This is a genomic window from Aeromonas sp. 603404 (genome assembly GCF_049171775.1).
Lineage (GTDB): Bacteria > Pseudomonadota > Gammaproteobacteria > Enterobacterales > Aeromonadaceae > Aeromonas > Aeromonas veronii_A.
Genome location: NZ_JAAKPE010000014.1, coordinates 107,215 through 128,623, shown reverse-complemented (window position 1 = coordinate 128,623; position 21,409 = coordinate 107,215). Strand labels below are relative to the sequence as shown.

17 protein-coding genes are annotated in these 21,409 nt (G+C 59.7%); 10 read left to right on the top strand and 7 right to left on the bottom strand.

Annotation, left to right across the window (positions count from 1 at the left end; translation table 11 throughout):
* The first annotated feature begins 47 nt into the window (after positions 1–47).
* The 3 genes from G5306_RS17085 to nifJ all read left to right on the top strand — a co-directional run bounded on the left by G5306_RS17085 (position 48) and on the right by nifJ (position 6,043).
* A complete protein-coding gene (locus tag G5306_RS17085; protein ID WP_421209704.1) occupies positions 48–428 on the top strand; it encodes a DUF1622 domain-containing protein in 381 nt (126 codons plus the stop codon).
* A gap of 200 nt (positions 429–628) precedes the next feature.
* On the top strand, positions 629–2,269 hold the full coding sequence (locus tag G5306_RS17080; RefSeq protein ID WP_421313276.1) for an alpha-glucosidase: 1,641 nt from the start codon (positions 629–631) through the stop codon (positions 2,267–2,269).
* A gap of 228 nt (positions 2,270–2,497) precedes the next feature.
* Complete coding sequence (gene nifJ / locus G5306_RS17075; protein WP_421313274.1) at positions 2,498–6,043, top strand: pyruvate:ferredoxin (flavodoxin) oxidoreductase; 3,546 nt, start codon at positions 2,498–2,500, stop codon at positions 6,041–6,043.
* A gap of 111 nt (positions 6,044–6,154) precedes the next feature.
* On the opposite strand, the gene G5306_RS17070 is transcribed toward nifJ, so the two are convergent.
* The gene (locus G5306_RS17070) at positions 6,155–7,531 is read right to left on the bottom strand and encodes an MDR family MFS transporter (protein ID WP_374885973.1); all 1,377 of its coding nucleotides are present in this window, start codon (positions 7,529–7,531) and stop codon (positions 6,155–6,157) included.
* A 173-nt stretch (positions 7,532–7,704) separates the two neighbouring features.
* On the opposite strand from G5306_RS17070, the gene G5306_RS17065 reads away from it, so the two are divergent.
* Positions 7,705–8,307: an HAD family hydrolase gene (locus G5306_RS17065; RefSeq protein WP_421222277.1), complete on the top strand. Its 603-nt coding sequence runs from the start codon at positions 7,705–7,707 to the stop codon at positions 8,305–8,307.
* Between the two features lie 54 nt (positions 8,308–8,361).
* Here G5306_RS17065 and G5306_RS17060 read toward each other — a convergent pair whose 3' ends face one another.
* Entirely contained in the window at positions 8,362–8,709 is a 348-nt protein-coding gene (locus G5306_RS17060) for a hypothetical protein (RefSeq protein ID WP_254204217.1), read from the bottom strand.
* A gap of 858 nt (positions 8,710–9,567) precedes the next feature.
* On the opposite strand from G5306_RS17060, the gene G5306_RS17055 reads away from it, so the two are divergent.
* Positions 9,568–10,833 (top strand): RidA family protein, encoded by a 1,266-nt coding sequence (locus G5306_RS17055; protein WP_421313272.1) that lies wholly within the window; start codon positions 9,568–9,570, stop codon positions 10,831–10,833.
* A 72-nt stretch (positions 10,834–10,905) separates the two neighbouring features.
* On the opposite strand, the gene G5306_RS17050 is transcribed toward G5306_RS17055, so the two are convergent.
* The 3 genes from G5306_RS17050 to G5306_RS17040 all read right to left on the bottom strand — a co-directional run bounded on the left by G5306_RS17050 (position 10,906) and on the right by G5306_RS17040 (position 13,506).
* Positions 10,906–11,628 carry a PA1136 family autoinducer-binding transcriptional regulator gene (locus tag G5306_RS17050; protein WP_376888691.1) on the bottom strand — a complete coding sequence of 241 codons (723 nt, stop codon included), beginning with the start codon at positions 11,626–11,628 and terminating at the stop codon, positions 10,906–10,908.
* Positions 11,625–12,488, bottom strand: a complete 864-nt coding sequence (gene hchA, locus G5306_RS17045) for a glyoxalase III HchA (RefSeq protein ID WP_107682430.1) — start codon at positions 12,486–12,488, stop codon at positions 11,625–11,627. The genes G5306_RS17050 and hchA overlap by 4 nt, the downstream gene beginning before the upstream one ends.
* 145 nt (positions 12,489–12,633) lie before the next feature.
* A complete protein-coding gene (locus tag G5306_RS17040; protein ID WP_201911785.1) occupies positions 12,634–13,506 on the bottom strand; it encodes a LysR family transcriptional regulator in 873 nt (290 codons plus the stop codon).
* Between the two features lie 135 nt (positions 13,507–13,641).
* Between G5306_RS17040 and G5306_RS17035 the strand changes: the two genes are divergently transcribed.
* Positions 13,642–14,673: an NAD(P)H-quinone oxidoreductase gene (locus G5306_RS17035; RefSeq protein WP_421313269.1), complete on the top strand. Its 1,032-nt coding sequence runs from the start codon at positions 13,642–13,644 to the stop codon at positions 14,671–14,673.
* Positions 14,674–14,850: 177 nt separating this feature from the next.
* On the opposite strand, the gene G5306_RS17030 is transcribed toward G5306_RS17035, so the two are convergent.
* Positions 14,851–15,384: a transcriptional regulator gene (locus tag G5306_RS17030; protein ID WP_164537512.1), complete on the bottom strand. Its 534-nt coding sequence runs from the start codon at positions 15,382–15,384 to the stop codon at positions 14,851–14,853.
* A 135-nt stretch (positions 15,385–15,519) separates the two neighbouring features.
* Entirely contained in the window at positions 15,520–17,511 is a 1,992-nt protein-coding gene (gene tkt, locus G5306_RS17025) for a transketolase (protein WP_005343828.1), read from the bottom strand.
* Between the two features lie 349 nt (positions 17,512–17,860).
* On the opposite strand from tkt, the gene metK reads away from it, so the two are divergent.
* The 4 genes from metK to rsmE all read left to right on the top strand — a co-directional run bounded on the left by metK (position 17,861) and on the right by rsmE (position 21,246).
* Positions 17,861–19,012 carry a methionine adenosyltransferase gene (metK, locus tag G5306_RS17020; protein ID WP_042058491.1) on the top strand — a complete coding sequence of 384 codons (1,152 nt, stop codon included), beginning with the start codon at positions 17,861–17,863 and terminating at the stop codon, positions 19,010–19,012.
* Positions 19,013–19,080: 68 nt separating this feature from the next.
* Positions 19,081–19,608, top strand: a complete 528-nt coding sequence (locus tag G5306_RS17015) for a SprT family zinc-dependent metalloprotease (protein ID WP_421313266.1) — start codon at positions 19,081–19,083, stop codon at positions 19,606–19,608.
* 74 nt (positions 19,609–19,682) lie between these two features.
* A complete protein-coding gene (locus G5306_RS17010) occupies positions 19,683–20,387 on the top strand; it encodes an endonuclease (RefSeq protein ID WP_421313264.1) in 705 nt (234 codons plus the stop codon).
* Positions 20,388–20,514: 127 nt separating this feature from the next.
* Complete coding sequence (rsmE, locus tag G5306_RS17005) at positions 20,515–21,246, top strand: 16S rRNA (uracil(1498)-N(3))-methyltransferase (protein WP_041208100.1); 732 nt, start codon at positions 20,515–20,517, stop codon at positions 21,244–21,246.
* Positions 21,247–21,409: the final 163 nt, after the last annotated feature.

Sequence of the window (21,409 nt, the reverse complement as noted above, 5' to 3'; positions counted from 1 at the left end):
AGCGATGTGTTAATAGTGTCCTCTTTTGAATCAGGGAGGTGACCCGAGTGTTTGAGATAGCGAGCCTGAGAGAAGGGATGATGCACGGGGTCGAGCTGTTCCAGCTGCTGCTGGAGATCATCTCCATCGCCTGTGTGGTAATAGGGCTTGGCAAGACCCTTTGGCTGGCGGCACGGATGGAGGATCACGAACCGGGCTTTCCGCGCATTCGCCTCTGTTTCGGCAGTTGGCTCATTCTGGCGCTGGAGTTCCAGCTCGCCGCCGATATCCTGGCCACCACGGTCGCACCGAGCAAGGAGGAGCTGATCCGCCTCGCCATCATCGCGGTGATCCGCACCTTCCTGAACTACTTCCTCGGCAAGGAGCTTGAGGCACAAGCGGAACACCAGCAGGAGCAGCGCAGCGAGCAGACCAAGGCTGCTCAATAACCAGTATTCCTGCATAGCATCATCGCTGAGTGCCGTGCCATCCCGACCACCTACGTGGCTCGGGATGGCCCAGTTGTGACCCTTCCCTCACTTTTGGCAATCAGCCAACTATGGAACCCTTTTCAAGGTTTCCCCTGCCCTGTTGAGGGCCAGATCATCTGGGTAAGATAGGAATAACTCCCCCTCAACCGGCCGCACTGATGAATACGCACTCCCTCCACACGCCCGATATCGACCTTGATAGCTGTGTCATCTATCAGATCTACCCCATGAGTTTTCAGGACAGCGATGGCGACGGACTGGGCGACATCAACGGCATCCGCCAGCGCCTCGGTTATCTGGCCACCCTCGGGGTCGATATGCTGTGGCTCACCCCCATCTATCGCTCCCCCAAGCGGGACAACGGCTACGACGTGGCGGACTACCGTGCCATCGACCCCGCCTTCGGCACCCTGACCGAGATGGAGCAGCTGATAGCCGAAGCGGCCGCCCACGGCATCGGCATCATGATGGATATCGTCGCCAACCACACCTCCACCGAGCACGAGTGGTTTATGAAGGCACTGGCCGGGGATCCCCGTTATCAGAGTTATTACGTGTTTCGCGACCAGGCCTTCGTTGACGCTCACCCCATTACCTCGATTTTTGGCGGCAGCGGCTGGCAGTATGTGCCAACGCTTGATCGCTACTACCTGCACAACTTCGATCCCAGTCAGGCCGATCTGGACTGGGACAACCCGGCGGTGCGTGCCGAAATGGCAGAGGTGATCAACTTCTGGCTGGGCAAAGGGATCAAGGGGTTTCGCTTCGATGTGATCGATATGGTGAGCAAAGAGTGGGACCGACTGGCCATGAGTAACGGCCCGCACCTGCACGACTATATCCGCGAGCTCAATGCCGCGAGCTTCGGCGGCAAGGGGATCATCACGGTGGGGGAGACCTGGGGGGCCGATCTCGCCCATATGCAGAACTATTCGAACCACGATGGCAGCGAGTTCAGCATGGTGTTCAACTTCGAGCATCTGGGGCTGGGCAGTGACAAGTGGTCATCCCGCTTCGATCCCCTCGCCTTCAAGCGAGCCATGGCCCGCCACCAGCAAGGGCTACACGGGCGTGGCTGGAACAGCCTGTTTCTCGGCAACCACGACCTGCCCCGCGCCGTCTCCCGCTTTGGCGATGACAGGCCCGAGTGGCGGGAAACCAGTGCCAGGCTGTGGGCCATGGTGCTGCACATGATGCAGGGCACTCCCTTCATCTATCAGGGGGAGGAGCTCGCCATGACCAACCGCCACTGGCAGCCGGACGAGCTGCGCGATGTGGAGGCAATCAACTACCGCGCCAGCCAGTCAGGGCTGGATCCTGCCGAGCTGAGTCGGCGGCTCGATGCCATCGGCCGCGACAACGCCCGTACCCCGATGCAGTGGGACGCTGTCCCCCACGCAGGATTCAGTACGGCCACGCCCTGGATTGCCCTCAACGCCAATCATGTCGAGATAAATGCCGCCGAGCAGATGGCCCGCCCCGACTCCCCGTTTCACTGCTATCGCCAGCTCATCGCCCTGCGCAAGGCTCACCCTGTCGTTCGCCACGGCAATTTCGATCTGCTGGATGGGGATGATCCCGAGCGCATCAGCTATCGCCGCCACTGGCAGGATCCGGCGAACGGCGAGCGGCACACCCTGCTGCTGCTCGCCAATCTCACTGCGAACCCCTTGCCGATGCCCCACTTCGACAAGGTGACAGACAAGATGCGGTTGCTGCTGGCCAATTACCCAGGCGAACCACTGCCACTCTTCGCCCCTTATCAGTGTGCCATCTGGCTGCGAGTGGATCAGGATTAACCCCGTGCTGACGGGCCAAAGCAATGGCCCATCAGCCACCTCCCGTTGGCTGTCAGCAGAAAATCATGCACCCACGCAGCGGGATTAAATTAACCACTATTACTGACTTATTAATTGATTATTTATCCCGTTTGATACGCTCTCATTGCCCCTCTTACTATGCCTGCGACCTATCCATTGCCGATGCAACTATCGGCTTTCAAACTGGCATAGCAAAGTGGAAAACAGATGATCACCACAGACGGGAATAACGCAGTCGCCTCGGTGGCGTACCGCACCAGCGAAGTCATCGCCATCTACCCCATCACCCCCAGCTCGGCCATGGCTGAGCAGTCGTCGGCCTGGTCGAGCGAACGGGGCAAGAACCTCTGGGGGGATGTGCCCCGGGTTGTCGAGATGCAGTCGGAAGGGGGCGCCATCGCCGCCGTCCACGGAGCCCTGCAGACCGGCGCGCTGGCGACCTCGTTTACCTCGTCGCAGGGGTTACTGCTGATGATCCCCAACCTCTACAAGCTGGCGGGTCAGCTCATTCCCTTCGTGCTGCATGTGGCGGCGCGCACCGTGGCGACCCATGCGCTATCGATCTTTGGCGATCACTCGGACGTGATGGCGGTGCGCCAGACCGGCTGTGCCATGCTCTGTGCCAGCAATGTGCAGGAGGCGCAGGACTTTGCCCTGATCTCCCAGATAGCGAGCCTCAACAGCCGCCTCCCCTTTATCCACTTCTTCGACGGCTTTCGTACCTCTCACGAGATCGCCAAGATAGCGCCACTCGCTGACGACACCCTGAGCGCCCTGCTGCCCGCAGATGCCATCCGTGCCCATCGTGACCGGGCGCTCACCCCCGACAAACCGGTCATTCGCGGCACCGCCGCCAACCCGGACACCTACTTCCAGTGCCGGGAGGCGAGCAACCCCTGGTATGACGCTGCCTATGGCCATGTGAGCGAGGCGATGCAGGCTTTTGGCAAGCAGACCGGCCGCCACTACCGGCCGTTTGAATATGTCGGCCACCCGCAGGCGGAGCGGATTGTGGTGCTGATGGGCTCAGCCATCGGCACCTGTGAAGAGGTGATCGAGCGCCTGCTGGCCCAAGGGGAGAAGGTAGGTCTGGTGAAAGTGAGGCTGTTCCGCCCCTTCTCGGCCGATCACCTGTTGGCCGCGATTCCCGAGAGTGCCCGCTCCATCGCCGTACTGGATCGCACCAAGGAGCCGGGCGCACAGGCCGAGCCCCTCTATCTCGACGTGATGACGGCGCTGGCCGAAGCGGTCAGCCGGGGCGAGCGGGCAAGCCTGCCACGGGTCATCGGCGGTCGATACGGCCTCTCTTCCAAGGAGTTTGGCCCCGCCTGCGCGCTGGCGGTGTTTGCCGAACTGGCGCAAGAGAACCCGCGTCCGCGCTTTACCGTCGGCATCTTCGATGACATCACAGGTCTCTCGCTACCGCTGCCCGCGCTGGATTCACAAAGCCTCATTCACGGCCAGCAACACAAGCTGGAGGCGCTCTTTTACGGTCTTGGCAGCGATGGCACCGTCTCGGCGGCCAAGAACAGCATCAAGATCCTCGGCAACCACACCGACCTCTATCCGCAGGGCTATTTCGTCTACGACTCCAAGAAGGCGGGCGGCCTCACCGTCTCTCACCTGCGAGTGGGCGAGCGGCCGCTGCAAGCGGCCTATCTGGTGGAAGAGGCCGACTTTATCGGCTGCCATCAGTGGCAGTTTGTCGACAAGTACCGGATGGCGGAGCGCTTGAAAGCAGGCGGCATCTTCCTGCTCAACACCCCCTATAGCGAGGCCGAGATCTGGCAGCGGCTGCCCAGCGAGGTGCAGCATGCCCTGCGCGAGAAAGAGGCGCGCTTCTACATCATCAATGCCGCCAAGATTGCCCGCGACTGCCAGCTCGGCAATCGCATCAATACCGTGATGCAGATGGCCTTCTTCCAGCTCAGCGCCATCATTCCCCCCGAGGAGGCGACCAGCCTGCTGAAGCAGGCCATCGCCACCAGCTATGGCAGCAAGGGACAAGCGCTGGTCGAACGCAACTGGCAGGCACTGGAGGCAACCTGCGCCGCCCTGACCCGGGTGCCGCTGGGGGAGCGGGATCACGCCAGCCGCCCGCGCCCACCGGTGGTTTCGGCCAAGGCCCCCGATTTTGTCCAGACCGTCACCGCAGCCATGCTGGCGGGGCTGGGGGACAACCTGCCTGTCTCCGCCTTCCCGCCGGATGGCACCTGGCCGGTCGGCACCACCCGCTGGGAGAAGCGCAACATCGCCAAGGAGATCCCCATCTGGGAGGCGAAGCTCTGCACCCAGTGCAACTACTGCGTCGCCGCCTGTCCCCACTCGGCCATTCGCGCCAAGGTGGTAGAAGCGGATGCGCTGGCCGCTGCTCCCACCACTCTCGATGCTCTGGATGTGAAATCCCGCGACATGCGCGGCCAACAGTACGTGCTGCAGGTGGCGCCGGAGGATTGCACCGGCTGCAACCTCTGCGTCGAGGTTTGCCCGGCCAAGGATCGCAGCAACCCGGCTCGCAAGGCGATCAATATGGCTTCACGCCTCGATCACCTCGACGAGCAGAAGGCCAACTACGACTTCTTCCTCGACCTGCCAGAGCGCAGCGCCGAGCAGCTGGAGCGCATCGATATCCGCACCTCCCAGCTCATCTCACCGCTGTTTGAATACTCGGGCGCCTGCTCCGGTTGTGGCGAGACCCCCTACATCAAGCTGCTGACCCAGCTCTATGGCGATCGACTGCTGATTGCCAACGCCACCGGCTGCTCGTCCATTTATGGCGGCAACCTGCCTACCACCCCCTACACCACCAACGCCGAGGGGCGCGGGCCGGCCTGGGCCAACTCTCTGTTTGAAGACAACGCCGAGTTCGGACTGGGCTTCCGTCTCACCGTCGATCAGCACAGGGAGCGGGTGCGCCGCCTGCTGGCGAGCCTGGGCGACACCATACCGGCAACGCTGCGCGAGGCACTGAACGATGCCAGCATGCCGGTTTCCGAGCAGCGGGCCCATATCCAGCAATTGCGAAATCTGCTGCAGGAGAACCAGATCCCGGCAGCCCAAGAGCTGGCTCGCGATGCGGACTATCTGGTGGAAAAATCGGTCTGGCTCATTGGCGGCGATGGCTGGGCCTACGACATCGGCTTTGGCGGGCTCGACCATGTGCTGAGTCTGGGGGAGAACATCAATGTGCTGGTGCTCGACACCCAGTGCTACTCCAACACCGGCGGCCAGCAGTCGAAGGCAACCCCGCTTGGCGCCATCACCAAGTTTGGCGAGCAGGGCAAACGCAAGGCACGCAAGGATCTCGGCGCCAGCGTGATGATGTATGGCCACGTCTATGTGGCGCAGATCTCCCTCGGCGCCCAGATGAACCAGACGGTGAAGGCAATTCAAGAGGCGGAAGCCTACCCGGGGCCCTCGCTCATCATCGCCTACAGCCCCTGCGAGGAGCATGGCTACGACATGGCCGAGAGCCATGAGCAGATGAAGCAGCTGACTGCCACCGGCTTCTGGCCGCTCTACCGCTTCGACCCGCGCCGCGCTGACGAGGGCAAGTTGCCGCTGGCGCTCGACTCGCGGGCCCCCAATGCCTCGCTGGCCGAGACCTTGCGCCACGAGCCCCGTTTCCAGCGGCTGGAGCACCAGCTGCCTGAGGTGGCCAGCCAGCTCTATGAAGAGGCGGAGCAGGAGGCCAATCGCCGCTTCGCCTGGCTGAGCCAGCTGGCGGGCAAGGAGGGGCCGGCGCAGGAGTAATCTGCGAATGGCTTGATGGCAACAGCCACGCTATTCGCCAAATAACAATCAGGGCTCCCCGCGGGGAGCCCTGATGCTATCTATGGTGAGCCAATGTCGGCGCAGGTCAAATCAGGCGCTGATGGAGGCCAGCTCGTGGCGTTTAAGAGCGAGCAGTGTGATGAGCAGCGCCAGCGTGGCGATCAATGCCATGCCGATATAGGTCGCGCTGAAGCCCGGGGCCAGCAGATCGGGGGCGAGCCGGCTCAGATCGCCACCGCTGCCGGCTGGCAGGCGCAAGTGAAACAGCATGGAGCAGATAGCCACGCCGACGGCACCGCCAAGCTCCCGCCCGAAGTTGAACAGCGACATGCCGATGCCGCGATCCTGCCGCGGCAGGGCATTTTGCACCACCACCGAGAGGGCTGGCAGCACCAGACCCAGACCAATACCGGCAAACCCGAGCGCCAGTCTGACCCAGGCATCGAAGTGGATCTGCCACAGAGCCACCGCCGCCAGCGCAAACCCGACCGCAACAAAGCTTTTGTAGTGACCGGTACGGCCAATCAGCTTGCCACCGACAAAGGCACCGGCAGTTATGCAAATCATGAAGATCACCATGCTCATCCCGCTCTCGCTGGCGCTCATCCCCTTCTGCCACTGCATCTGCAACGGCAGATAGACCAGCACGGCAAACATCAGCAACTGGGAGAGCATCACCAGCAGCACGCTCACCAGATAGCCGGGCAACCGGGCCAGATGGGCAGGCAGAATGGGGTCGTGGGCGCGCCGCTCAATCAGAATGAGCAGCAGCAACGCGACGCCCAGCGCCACCGAGAGCCAGACGGCAGGCAGCGCCGCCTCCGGCGAGAGCAGCAACAGGGTGAGCGTGGTGACAGTAATCAGCAGACCCGCCCCCTTCCAGTCGAAGCGACTGTGACGACGCACGTTGAGCTGCTTGAGGTTGCGGTTGATGAGAAAGACCGCCAGCGCCCCGAGCGGCAGGTTGATCCAGAAGATCCAGCGCCAGCTGAGCTGCTCGGTGAAATAGCCGCCGAGCAAGGGGCCAGCGATGCTGGAGACCGCATAGACCGCCGAAATGTAGCCCTGATACTTGCCCACCTCCCGCGGCGGAATGGTATCGGCAATCACGGTAAACGCGAGGGCAATCAGGCCGCCGCCTCCCAGCCCTTGCAGCACCCGCGCTGCCAGCAAGGTCGGCAGATCCTGGGAGAGCGCACAGGCCACCGAGCCCGCCAGAAACAGGCCGATACCGATATTGAGCATCCGCACCCGGCCAAAGAGATCGCTCAGCTTGCCGTAGAGGGGCAGCACGGCGGTAGCCGCCAGCAGGTAGGCGGTGACCACCCAGGTGAGGGCGGCACCGGCATGCAGCTCGGCGCCAATCATGGGCAGCGGGGTGGTGACTATGCTCTTTTCCAGTGAACCGAGCGCGATCACCAGCGCCACGCTAGAGAAAATGGTTTTGGGGGATATTTTCGAGGTCATAAGCGGACTCGCAGATCTGATATGCCAAAGTATCCGGCAATGAACGGATTATTGTCTCACAAATCAGCAAGAGATAGAAAAAACGGCGGCCACAATCTGCCCAACCATGAGGCCGATCCCACAAAACGCCGACCGTTTCTGTTAGCCTGCTTTATTTGATTCGAGGAGCCCCCATGAGCGAGCGTGAGCAGTACGGGTTTGATCACTACGATGCCCTGATTTTCGATATGGATGGCACTTTGGTAGATTCCATGCCCCTTCATCTGGATGCCTGGGAGCTCACCTGCGCCGAATTCGGCATCCCCTTCGAGCGGGATCAGCTCTATCAGTATGGCGGCATTCCCACCCGCAAGATCATCGCCATGCTGGCCGAGCAGCAGGGGCTGACGGTGGATGTCGAGGCTTTTACCCGTCGCAAGATTGCCCTCTATATGGAACATATCGACAAGGTCAGCGTCTTTCCCAAGATGTGGGAGCTGGTCAGGCACTATCACGGCAAGGTGAAGATGGGGATTGGCACCGGCTCACCGCGCAATCAGGCGGACTCCATCCTCAAAAGCACCGGGCTCGATGCCTATATCTCTGTGGTGGTCAGCGCCGATGATGTCACCAACCACAAACCGCATCCCGACACCTTCTTGCGGGTGGCCAAACTGCTCGGCGCCAATCCCGCCAACTGTCTGGTGTTTGAAGATACCCGGATCGGGCTTGAGGCTGGCAAGGCGGCAGGGATGGATACTCTACTGGTAATGGAAGGCGAACTGCACCAGAGGTAGATCGCAAGCGGACAGCGGCAACATGGCGCCACCTCGATGGTGCCATGATGCTGTTCAACTCGCGGATAAAGGGTTCTCCTGCAAACAGGAGACGAGCGTCGGCCCGGTGGCAACTGTCAAGGAGAGTGCATCGACCATGGCTTCCTCCTTCCATGCCTGATGCTGGCGCAACAACGCCAGTGCTTCAACCGGCGTATCTGCAAAGATGGGGGCCGCCATGGCGGCAAATCCCTGCTCAACCAGTTGACGACGCTCATCGCTATAGCGCGGGGCATTGGCATCGAGATAGGTAAGCGCCTGGCCCAGCGTGAAAAAGTGATAGTTGGGCATCGAATGACCCTCAAAAATAAAGTGCCATTCTACTCCTTTCTGCTCCATTTCCAGCCTTAAACCCTTGTCCATCCGGTGATCTCGTTCACATTTTTGTTAACAATCCCGCAGACAACCATGCCACGGCAGCTGGCCTCGCCCGCGACCCTTTCATCCCTGGCAGGCTGTAGACTACAACCGGCGCAGAGAGCCCGATCCATAGCGCTGCGTCGAGCCAACGTCATCCTCTCTTGACCATGCCGCACCCGGTCAGCCGATATATTGCCAACCCTGGTCACCTCGATATGGGACCACTGGGCTGTGTCACGCATATTTCACCAGATACATAAAAAGATAAAAACGCTCCGAGTCTTGGCCAACCGTCAGCCTACCGATAATTAACAAGCATCCCCCATGCAAATATTTGAATTATATTCCAGCCACATCTTTAACTACTGTTACAGTAATGTCTGCTAACATATTTTTGCGCGGCAAGATAGATGACTAAAAAAACATAAAGTACATATCTATGCACAATAAAATAGTTTGATGGCAGCTTGATGCATCGCATTAACCCTTTCTTTACACTCCTTCACTGCCAAGGTATCTGCCCCAACCCCCGCCCGGACTGGACTATTGCTCGATGCATGGCCATTGGCGGACAAACAGGTGACTATTCAGCATGAATTGAATAGCAATCACATTAAATTTGCACCCATTGAGCCATCTCATAGAAATGCAATCAGCGGTTTGCAACCCATGATAGCCACTCATAGAATCGCAGCGTCTGAAATATCTACCCTGTCCTCTCCTCCCTTATTGCTCTCAGTAATTGAGTGGATCACAAATAATAACCGGGGATGCCGCCGCTGGCGCAGTGGCCATGGCGCACAACGAGATGGGGTAAACCTGTACCTGAATGAACAACAAATATTAAAAAGAGGCATATCTATGAGTGGCACCATCATCAAGTCGGCAAGAAATACCCCCCATGCACCCCAGGATCTGGGCCCCTGCACCCAAACGGTGGCGTTTTCTCATTACAACAATATCTCCGCCCAGCTGCCGGTCGATCCCGCCACCGGCAAGATGGTAAGCGGCGATGTCACCGCGCAGGCCAGACAGTGCCTGAGCAACCTCAAGGCGATCATCGAGAGCATCGGCCATGTGATGGACGATATGGTGAAAGCGACCATCTTCCTGAAAGAGGTGGCGGATCTGGAGGCGGTCAACGCCGTCTATCGCGAATTCTTCCCGGGCTATCTGCCGACCCGCACCACCCTCGCCGTCGCCGCCCTGCCGCTGGGTGCGCTGGTGCAGATCGATGCCATCATCTCCAACGGCGAAGGCACCTTCCCGCAAGATCCTTGCCCGCTGGTGAAGCTCGCCCGCAACAGTGACAAGGCGCCGCACAATCCGCTCTCCACCCATACCGTGGCCTTCTCCCACTACAACAATATCGGCGCCCAGCTGCCGGTGGATGCAGCCTCGGGCCAGCTGGTTGCTGGTGGCATCAAGGAGCAGGCGGGCCAGTGCCTGCGCAATATCAAGGCGGTGCTGGAGAGCATCGACGTGCCGTTTGACGATATCGTCAAGGTCACCGTCTATCTGACCGATCTGGCCGATCTGGAGGCCGTCAACGAGGTCTACACCACCTTCTTCCCCGACTCTGCCATTGCCCGCGCCGTGGCCTACCTGCCTGCCCGCTCGGTGGTCAGTGCCGCCGCCCTGCCCATGGGGGCACGGGTGCAGATGGATGCGGTCATCTCCCACGGTGACGGCACCCCGCCGCAACTGGTGGAAGATCGTCACAATCTGGTGATCCGCGCCCGCAATACCGACAAGGCACCGCGCAGCCCGCTCCATTGCCAGACTGTCGCCTTCTCCCACTACAACCATCTCGCTGCGCAGTTACCGATAGACCCCGCCACTGGCAAGATCCTGGCTGGCTGCATCAAGGAGCAGACCGCCCAGTGCCTGAGCAATATCAAGGCGATTGTGGAGAGCATCGGCCATGTGATGGACGATATCGTCAAGGTCAATATCCAGCTCGGCAATATCGCGGATCTGGATGCGGTCAACGCCATCTACACCAAATATTTCCCGGGTTATCTGCCTGCCCGCACCGTGATTGGCGTGAGCGAGCTGCCCGCTGGCGCCCTGGTGCAAATTGATGCGGTAATGTCCAATGCGGAAAGCACCCCGCCGCAGGTGTAATGTTGCGGGAAATAAAAAAGAGACCGGCTATATGCCGGTCTCTTTTTACATGCCAGACAAAGGGATAGCCCCTCAGCCCTCGATATCGCGGTTCCTGATCGCCACTCTGACCGCCTCTGCCGTGGTGGCTACACCGAGTCGACGGCGGGCACTGCGCAGATGGTTCTCGACCGTGCGCACCGAGAGTTTCAGGGTGGTGGCGATATCGGCATGGCGCCAACCCCGGGAGACCCACTCCAGCACTTCGCGCTCGCGCCCCGTGAGGCCACGCTCGTGACCCGCTACCGGCATCTCCATCAGCCGACGGGCAGCATGAAAAGCCGCCACCGCGATCAGCGCAAGGCCAACCCGAGTGTGGGCACTGGCATCGATCTGATCGCCGCCAAAGCTCATCGCCCCTTCCAGTCCCAACGGCCCATAGACGGGTACCTGCAAGCCATGTCGGCCCGGCCCCTCAGGATAGCGAACGATACGGTACTGCTCGCCAGCAGCGCCAACCGTTTTGCTCCAGAAGAAGGGCTGGTCTCGCTCCCTGATATGCATCGCCATCGGGCACTCGCGCATATAGGCATGCAGGTCGACCGCCTCGCCACTCTCCAGCCACTCCCCCTCCAGCCAGTAGAGGTGCTCGACCACCCCCTCCTCGCTGGCACTGATGGAGAAGAGTGCAAAGCGGTGATACCCCAGCGGAGTGGCAAAGACGCGCACCAGTTGCTGGATCTCCTCCAGCCGCTGACACCCTTCCAGCGCCACCGCGACCTGCAACGCATTCGCTGGCGATGACGACAACCTCATCGCTTGGCAACCGCCTCCAGCAAGGTGGTAGCGGCCAGCTTGCCGAGGTTATTGCCCGCCAGCGGGCTGTCACCGGTCAGCAGATTGCGATCCCGGCACACCTCTCCCGAGATGCCGTTGTTGACGATCTCAAAGCCAATCTCTTTGAGCTTCTCGCCAAACTTCCAGGTAAGGTGGCCAGGCATATAGCCAATTGCCGGGGTCTGGGCATCCAGCTCATCGGGAAAAGCGCAGATCTTGTAGCCCGCGAAGGTCTCTGGATTGGCCACCGCCAGCAGCGCAGCAGGCCCGTGACAGAGGGAGATGATGAAGCGATCGTTGGCCATCGCCCACTCCAGCAGCGCTTTCACCTCGGCACTTTGCGGCAGCCCCATCAGGGCGCCGTGCCCGCCGGGAATAAAGACGCCGATATAGTCCGAGTCGGCAGCCAGCGCATCTTTCAGCAGATCAGCCAGCTTGGCCGGTTGGCGGAACTGCGCCTGATATTTGGCATAGAGCCCCAGCACCTCTTCATCTTCGCCGGGCATGGCCCACCACTCGAACTTGACCGGATTGCCGGAGAGGGTGGCCACGTCAAAGGCAAAGCCCGCCTTGTCGAGGTGATACATGGGCAGCAGGGTTTCAACCGGATGGTTGCCGGTGGAAAACAGGGTGCCGTTGTCGGTAGGCAGATAGCGCTCATCGGCCCCGATCAGCAGGATCTTCCAGCGCCCCTCCCGATAGGGAGCGGGATAGTCGGCCCCGGCAAGGTCAGATTTGCGCGAGGTGAACTGGCTCAGGGAGTAGGGCGATGGGAAGAAGGCATTCTGCTCTGCCGGATCCGGGGTCGGTTGTTTATCGTCAACAAGCATATCGGTCATGGGTCAGGCTCCAGTAGTGGTGGACTCGGTCTCACAGTATTGACTGTCAGAGACCAAGTAAATGAGGGTTTTCCCTCAACCTCCATGACTATGGCAAGGGATGTGACAGTGCTGCGACAAAACCTGAACAGAGCGCCCGCCAGACTTAGGCCATCGCGGCAAATGCCCTGACGATGGCATCCATGACGGCCCTGACCCGCGCGGCATGCTGCACATCCTGATGGGTCACCAGCCAGACATCGTAGGATTGCTGTAACTGCCGCTCGGGCCAGACCCGCACCAACCCGGCTTGCTCGGCGAGCGGAACCGCCACCTCGCCAAGTCCCAGCCCCATCAACAGGGCCTGACGCAGCATCAGGCTGGTATTGACCCCCGCTGCTACCGTGGCCTCCTCGGCCGCCTCTTCGAGCATCATTGGCGAGCGAGCGCTCTGCCAGTGGGGCTCATACACCACCAGCGAATGGCCCGCAAAACCGGTGCCCGCTTCGGGAATGCCATGGCGAGCCAGATAGTCGGCGGAGGCATACAACCCGACCGGCCAGGAGGCCAGCTTGCGAATAATCAGGTCGGGATTGTCCGGCTTCACCGTCCGGATCGCGATATCCGCTTCCCGCAGCGACAGATTGACCACCTGGGTCGAGGTATTGAGGATGACCCTGATATCGGGATAACGCTGATGCAGCTCGGTCAGGGCCGGTATCAGAAAATCCATCCCCAGGGTGTCTGTGGTCGCCACGCTGACCTCACCGACCAGACGGTTGTCGACCCCTTGCGCCGCCCGCACGAAATCAATGGCAGCCAGCTCCATCTGCTGGGCGCTGGCCAGCACTATCTCTCCGACATGAGTCAGCACATACCCTTTGGATGTGCGGAGAAACAGCGTGGCCGCCAGACGATGCTCCAGTGCGGCAATCCGTCTGCCAATGGTGGCCTGATCGACCCCGACCACACGGGCGGCGCCCCTCAGGCTCCCTTCCCGATGCAACGCCAGAAAAATTTTCGCATCATCCCAGTTCATCACGGCTCCCGGTTAAAATGCATTTTTGCATTACAGATAAGGGATAACACTGCGTTTATTCATCAGGAATCTCCACTATCTTGGTGCTCATCCCATCCGGGGAACCTCATATCACCTCGTTACAAGGAGCCGCTGATGCATAACCCCTATTCCATTCCCGCCACCATGAGCGCGATAGAAATTACCCAGCCCGGTGGCCCCGATGTCTTGCAACTGACCACCCGCGCCACGCCAGCCCCCAAGCCTGAAGAGGTCTTGATCCGGCACTATGCGGCCGGCATCAATGGGCCGGATGTGATGCAGCGCAAGGGGCTTTACCCGCCTCCGGCAGGGGCATCGGATATTCCCGGGCTGGAGGTTGCCGGGGTCGTGGTCGCCAAGGGGGAGCAGGTGACCCATCTCAAAATTGGCGACAAGGTCGCCGCACTGATTTCGGGTGGCGGCTATGCCGAGTACAGCGTCGCCCACCAGAGCAATGTCCTGCCCCTGCCGACTGGGTTGAGCTTTGCCGAAGCGGCGGCGCTGCCGGAAACCTTTATGACGGTCTGGTCAAATATGTTTGAACGGGGCCAGTTTAAAAAAGGGGACATTATCTTGATCCATGGCGGTGCCTCCGGCATCGGCACGACCGCCACCATGCTGGCCAAGGCATTTGGCGCCGCCAAGATCATCACCACGGTCGGCTCACCCGAGCAGCAGGCCGCCAGCATCAAGCTGGGCGCGGATGTGGCCGTGCTCTATAAGGAGGAGGATTTTGTCGAGGCCGTGCATACCGCCACCGATGGCCATGGCGCCGACATCATTCTCGATATCATTGGCGGGGAGTATGTCGCGCGCAACTATGCGGCGGCCGCCATCAATGGTCGCATAGTCCAGATCGGCATTATTGCGGGCGCCGCCCCCAATCTGGATCTGTTTCCCATGCTGCAAAAACGGCTGACCCATATCGGATCCACCCTGCGCTCGCGTACTCCGCAGGAAAAAGCCGATCTGATCGCCCAGCTGCAAACTCATGTCTGGCCATTTATCGAACGCGGCGAGGTCAAACCGCAGGTTTACCAGACCTTCCCGCTGGATGAGGCCGCTGCCGCTCACCATTTGCTGGATTCAGGCCGCCATATCGGCAAGCTGGTATTAACCATGGCCCCCTTGCCATCAGATAAATAAGGGTCATAGCAGACTTGGCCGAGGTGGATGCGGTGATATCCAACGCGGAAAGTATCCCGCCGCAGGCGTAAGGGTTGCGGTAAATAAAAAAGAGACCGGCTGATGGCCGGTCTCTTTTTTGGTAACCGGAAGGGACATTATTTTTATGGCATCGGATTAAAGAACGCGAACGTCCGATTACGCTTCGCTAATCGAACCTACAGACTTTCTTGACTTATTTGGCCACGACTTAATCTTTCTACGTTCTTTTTCAACCAATCTTGAACGCCACATTAAGTCTGACAGTAAGATTGCTATAGCAAAATTAAAGCGCATTCTTGGTGTTGAATTTGACTCCAGCTCCTCTGGGCCACACCAAGGTAACTGACTCACAAGATTTAGTACCTTACCAGAACAAAAATCCACACCTCTCCAACTATGACCAAACTCATTTCTAATCTTACGGATTATAGTTATCTCATGATACTCACTTTCTTCAATAAGACCGAGCGCATGAGCAGCAGTTACCTTAGCGGCAAACGTTCCAAGTGGTGCATTGAAACCACTAACAAGTTCACTACCTGATTTGTTTTTAACAAAAAATGACTCAAGAATATTTTTCAACCAGTCATCTAACACTGCGGCTGCATTAAGTACAGCCCCGCGATCACTCTCTTTATTGAACTCCAACAGAAATTCAGATAGTTCAATGATTTCTGTTTCTGTCTGCATAAAACGCCCCTGGTATTAACCCTTGAATCAGATAAACATTTTTAACATTAATAGCTAAATAAAACGCCCCCCATCTTGCGATGGAGGGCGTTTTATTTTCCGGCTATTGGGCCAAGCTGGCCCAATCTTCAGGAATTACAGGGATTCAGCGGTCGCAACCACGTTTTCCACGGTAAAGCCAAATTCCTTGAACAGCAGCTCGGCCGGTGCGGACTCACCGAAGGTGGTCATACCGATGATCTTGCCACCGAAACCGACGTACTTGTACCAGTAGTCAGCGATGCCGGCTTCGATGGCCACACGCTTGGTGACGGAGGACGGCAGGACGGACTCTTTGTACTCGGCAGACTGGGCGTCGAACACATCGGTAGACGGCAGAGAGACCACGCGCACGGCACGGCCCTTGGCTGTCAGCTGCTCATAGGCGGCAACGGCCAGTTCCACTTCGGAACCGGTGGCGATCAGGATCAGCTCCGGAGTACCGGCGCAATCCTTCAGCACGTAGCCACCCTTGGCGGTATCAGCCAGCTGCTGGGCAGTACGGTCCATCTGGGCCAGGTTCTGACGAGAGAAGATCAGAGAGGTCGGGCCGTCGGTACGCTCGATGGCGTGTTTCCAGGCGATGGCAGATTCAACCTGGTCACACGGACGCCAGGTGCTCATGTTCGGAGTCAGACGCAGGGAGGCGATCTGCTCAACCGGCTGGTGAGTCGGGCCATCTTCACCCAGACCGATGGAGTCGTGGGTGTAAACGAAGATAGCGCGCTGCTTCATCAGGGCGGCCATGCGCAGGGCGTTGCGGGCGTACTCCATAAACATCAGGAAGGTAGCGCCGTAGGGGATGAAACCACCGTGCAGGGCGATACCGTTCATGATGGCGGACATGCCGAACTCGCGTACACCGTAGTGGATGTAGTTGCCGGAGGCATCGTCGTTGGTCAGGGACTTGGAGCCGGACCACATGGTCAGGTTGGATGGAGCCAGGTCGGCAGAGCCGCCCATGAACTCCGGCAGCAGCTTGCCGAACGCTTCCAGAGAGTTCTGGGACGCTTTACGGGTCGCAATCTTGGCCGGGTTGGCTTGCAGGGTTTCGATGATCTTGGCGGATTCGGCAGCCCAGTTGGCCGGCAGTTCGCCAGCTGTACGGCGCTTGAATTCGGCAGCCAGAGTCGGGTGAGCGGCTTCATAGGCAGCGAACTTGGCAGCCCAGTCGGCTTCCAGCTTGGCACCCTTCTCCTGAGCGTTCCACTCGGCAGCGATATCGGCCGGGATAACGAACGGGGCGTGGTCCCACTTCAGGAAGGCACGAGCCGCGGCGATCTCGTCGTTGCCCAGCGGTGAGCCGTGGCAGTCGTGAGAACCGGATTTGTTCGGGGAACCGTAACCGATGATGGTGCGGCAGCAGATCAGGGTCGGCTTGCCGGTCTCGGCCTTGGCGGCTTCGATGGCGGCATTGATGGCTTCCGGGCTGTGACCGTCAACAGCCGGGATAACGTGCCAGCCGTAGGCTTCGAAACGCTTGACGGTGTCGTCGGTGAACCAGCCTTCTACGTGACCGTCGATGGAGATACCGTTGTCATCCCAGAACGCGATCAGTTTGCCCAGTTGCAGGGTACCTGCCAGGGAGCACGCTTCGTGGGAGATACCTTCCATCAGGCAGCCGTCGCCCATAAAGGCATAGGTGTAGTGGTCAACGATGTCGTGGCCCGGCTGGTTGAACTGCTCAGCCATGGCTTTCTCGGCGATCGCCATACCAACGGCGTTGGTGATGCCCTGACCCAGCGGGCCAGTGGTGGTTTCAACGCCCGGTGCATAGCCGTACTCCGGGTGACCCGGGGTGCGAGAGTGCAGTTGGCGGAAGTTTTTCAGATCGTCGATGGAGAGGTCATAACCGGAGAGGTGCAGCAGGGAGTACAGCAGCATGGAGCCGTGGCCGTTGGAGAGAATGAAACGGTCGCGGTCGGCCCACTTGGGGTTGTTCGGGTTATGTCTGAGGTGGCTACGCCACAGCACTTCGGCGATATCCGCCATTCCCATGGGGGCGCCCGGGTGACCGGAGTTGGCTTTTTGAACGGCATCCATACTCAATGCACGAATGGCATTGGCAAGCTCTTTACGAGAAGGCATCTGAATCTCCTGCGATTGCTTCATTTGATGGCCAAGATTAAGGCGCGTTATTGTCCCAGCAGGGCGCGCGGCGTGCAAATATTATCTGGATGAATAAAGTGGCTTTGGGAGGACAATCGCTTTTCTTGCCCTCTATTGACCAAAGCAACCAGAGAAAAACGTTTGATCCCCATCCCTTTCGGGATAGGAGATCACAGCTTGTGACCCATTGGACACTGTGCGACAAAATAGTGCTGGCAATCGCGGGGGGCGCTAATTAATATAGACGTCCAGATGTAGATACCTCTACACCATCCCATTCACCCGGTTATTGCTGTGGCGATAACCCAGACAAGCTGAGATTCATATCATGGCAAAGCTGTTTACTTCCGAGTCGGTCTCCGAAGGCCATCCCGACAAGATTGCGGACCAGATCTCCGATGCGGTACTGGACGCCATCCTCAAGCAAGATACCAAGGCCCGTGTCGCCTGCGAGACCCTGGTCAAGACCGGTATGGTCATGGTGGCCGGCGAAGTAACCACCTCTGCCTGGGTTGATATCGAAGAGATCGTGCGTGATACCGTGCGTGAAATCGGCTACACCCACTCCGACATGGGCTTCGACGCTGACTCCTGTGCCGTGCTGAACGCCATCGGCAAGCAGTCCCCGGACATCAACCAGGGTGTTGACCGCAGCGATCCGCTGGAGCAGGGCGCTGGCGACCAGGGCCTGATGTTCGGCTACGCCACCAACGAAACCGACGTGCTGATGCCGGCCCCCATCACCTACTCTCACCTGCTGGTGAAGCGTCAGGCTGAAGTGCGCAAGAACGGCACCCTGCCGTGGCTGCGTCCGGATGCCAAGAGCCAGCTGACCTTTGCCTACGACGACGCAGGCAAGATCATCGGTGTCGATGCCGTTGTACTGTCTACCCAGCACGCTGAATCCATCAGCCACAAGGATCTGGTTGAAGCGGTACGCGAAGAGATCATCAAGCCGGTGCTGCCGGCCGAGTGGGTCAACAAGGACACCAAATACTTCATCAACCCGACCGGCCGTTTCGTTATCGGCGGCCCGATGGGTGACTGCGGTCTTACCGGTCGCAAGATCATCGTCGACACCTACGGCGGCATGGCCCGTCACGGTGGTGGCGCCTTCTCCGGTAAGGACCCTTCCAAGGTTGACCGCTCCGCTGCCTACGCCGCCCGCTACGTTGCCAAAAACATCGTTGCCGCCGGTCTGGCCGATCGCTGTGAAATCCAGATCTCCTACGCCATCGGCGTGGCCGAGCCGACCTCCATCAGCGTGGAAACCTTCGGCACTGCCAAAGTCGCCGAAGATCTTCTGGTCAAGCTGGTACGCGAGCACTTCGAACTGCGCCCGTACGGCCTGATCCAGATGCTGGATCTGAAGCGCCCGATCTACCAGGCTACCGCTGCCTACGGTCACTTCGGTCGCGACGAGTTCCCGTGGGAGCAGACTGACAAGGCCGAACTGCTGCGTTCCGCCGCTGGCCTGTAAGGCTCGCTGTTGTGATAAAAGGGGAGCCTGGCTCCCCTTTTGCTTATCCGCTATCTGACGAGATGTTGATGTCTGCCACTCCTGCCCAGCTTGTCGCCCTGCTGCAACAACGCGTCGACGCCTGCTTTGTGCAGGCCGAAGCGCGCCTTGGCCGCACCTTCCCCCGCCCGCAAGTCCATTGCAACATGCGCGGTCGGGCGGCGGGATCGGCGCGGCTGCAAACCTGGGAGCTGCGCTTCAATCCTGCCCTCTGTCAGGCCAACCAGCAGGCGTTTCTGGATGAGGTCGTGCCCCACGAGGTGGCCCATCTGCTGGTCTATGCCCTGTGGGGTGAAGGTCGCGGCAAAAGCCGGGTCTTGCCCCACGGCAAGCAGTGGCAGTCGGTGATGCGGGAGGTGTTCGGCCTTGAGCCCAGAACTACCCACAGCTTCGATCTGGCGGTATTGGCCCAGCGCACCGTGCCCTATCGCTGTCACTGCCAGCAGCATCAACTGTCGATACGCCGCCACAACAAGGTGGTACGTGGCGAAGCCCGCTATCACTGTCGTCGCTGCAAGCAGCCGCTGGAGCGGGAACGGCCGGAGCCAGAGCAGTAAGCCAGCTTGTGTCGCGCCCCTGTGGTAGGGTGCCCGCCATCGTTCGTCAATCACCCTGTTTTGCAAGGAATCCCATGCGTTTCATCTCCTCCCTCGCCCTGACCCTGCTGGCCGGTTTACCGCTGCTCAGCGCCCCCCTGCACGCCCAGACCTTTCGCGAAGCCAAGCAGGATCTGGTGAAGCTCTATCGCAGCCAACCTGCTGTCACCACCTTCTACTGCGGCTGTGACATCAATTATCAGGGCAAGAAAATGAGCCCGGATCTCGCCAGCTGCGGCTATGAGCCGCGCAAGCAGGCCAAGCGCGCCGCCCGCATCGAGTGGGAACACGTGGTCCCGGCCTGGGAGTTCGGCCACCAGCTGCAGTGCTGGCAGGATGGCGGTCGCAAGAACTGCGAAAAAGCGAGCCCCGAGTTCAACAAGATGGAGGGGGATATGCACAACCTCTTCCCCGCCATTGGCGAGGTGAACGGCGATCGGGCCAACTACCGCTTCTCCGACTGGAACGGCAAGCCGGATCAGTACGGCCAGTGCCAGATGCTGGTGGATTTCAAGGATCGTCGGGTACAGCCGCCCAAGGGGCCGGTGCGGGGCCAGATTGCCCGCGCCTACCTCTACATGAGCGAGCAGTATGGGCTGCGTCTGGCAGCGCAACAGCGTAAACTGTTTGAAGCTTGGGACAGGCAGTACCCTGCAGAAGGCTGGGAGTGCGAGCGCAACCGCCGCATCGGCAAGCTGCAGGGCAATACCAATCCCTTTATTGAAAAGCAGTGCCAATAACCCCATTTGACCAGGGAGGGGGATCGCCCCTCCTATTATGAAGCCCTTCCCTACTGCCGCGTGAGCCTTGCTCACCGCCTCGCAGCAGGAGATAAAGAGTTTCCAAGCGAGAGACTGACAAGCAGCCATGCGCATTCCACGTATCTATGAACCGGCCACCCTGCAAGTTGGCCAGACCATCGCCCTGTCGGAAGACGGCGCCAACCATATCGGCCGGGTACTGCGCATGCAGCCGGGCCAGCAGCTCGAGCTGTTCAACGGCGATGGCAATCAATATCCCGCCACGATCGCCAGCGTCGGCAAGAAGTCGGTGGAAGTGACCATCGAGCGCTGCGATGCCCAATCGGTGGAGTCACCGTTGGCCATCCATCTGGGTCAGGTGATCAGCCGTGGCGACAAGATGGATTTCACCATCCAGAAATCGGTGGAGCTGGGCGTCACCTGCATTACCCCGCTCTTCTCCGAACGCTGCGGCGTCAAGCTGCCGGCCGATCGACTGGAGAAGAAGCGCGAGCAGTGGCAGAAGGTGGTGATCAGCGCCTGCGAACAGTGCGGCCGCAACGTAGTGCCAGAGGTGCGTATGCCGATGGAGCTGGACGCCTGGCTGGCGGAAGAGACCAAAGAGCTCAAGCTCAACCTGCACCCGCGCGCCGAGTACAGCATCAACACCCTGCCAGTTCCCGAGCACGGCGTGCGCCTGCTGATTGGCCCGGAAGGGGGATTGTCGAGCGACGAGATCGCCCGTACCGTGCAGGAAGATTTCAAAGAGATGCTGCTGGGGCCGCGGGTGCTGCGTACCGAAACTGCCGCCCTAACTGCGATTACTGCGCTGCAGTGCCGCTTTGGCGATCTCGCTTGAAACCAGTCCAATGTCTTACTGCGAGGTCGTGATCAAGGCTCATGCGCTGCTCGGAATCCTCACGTATGTCTATACGCTCCGGTTCCTGCGCTGCTCTTTACCTTGCTGACGACCTCTCGCGACAGACTTTGAACAGGTTTTAAGAATCTCACTCGCAATCGAG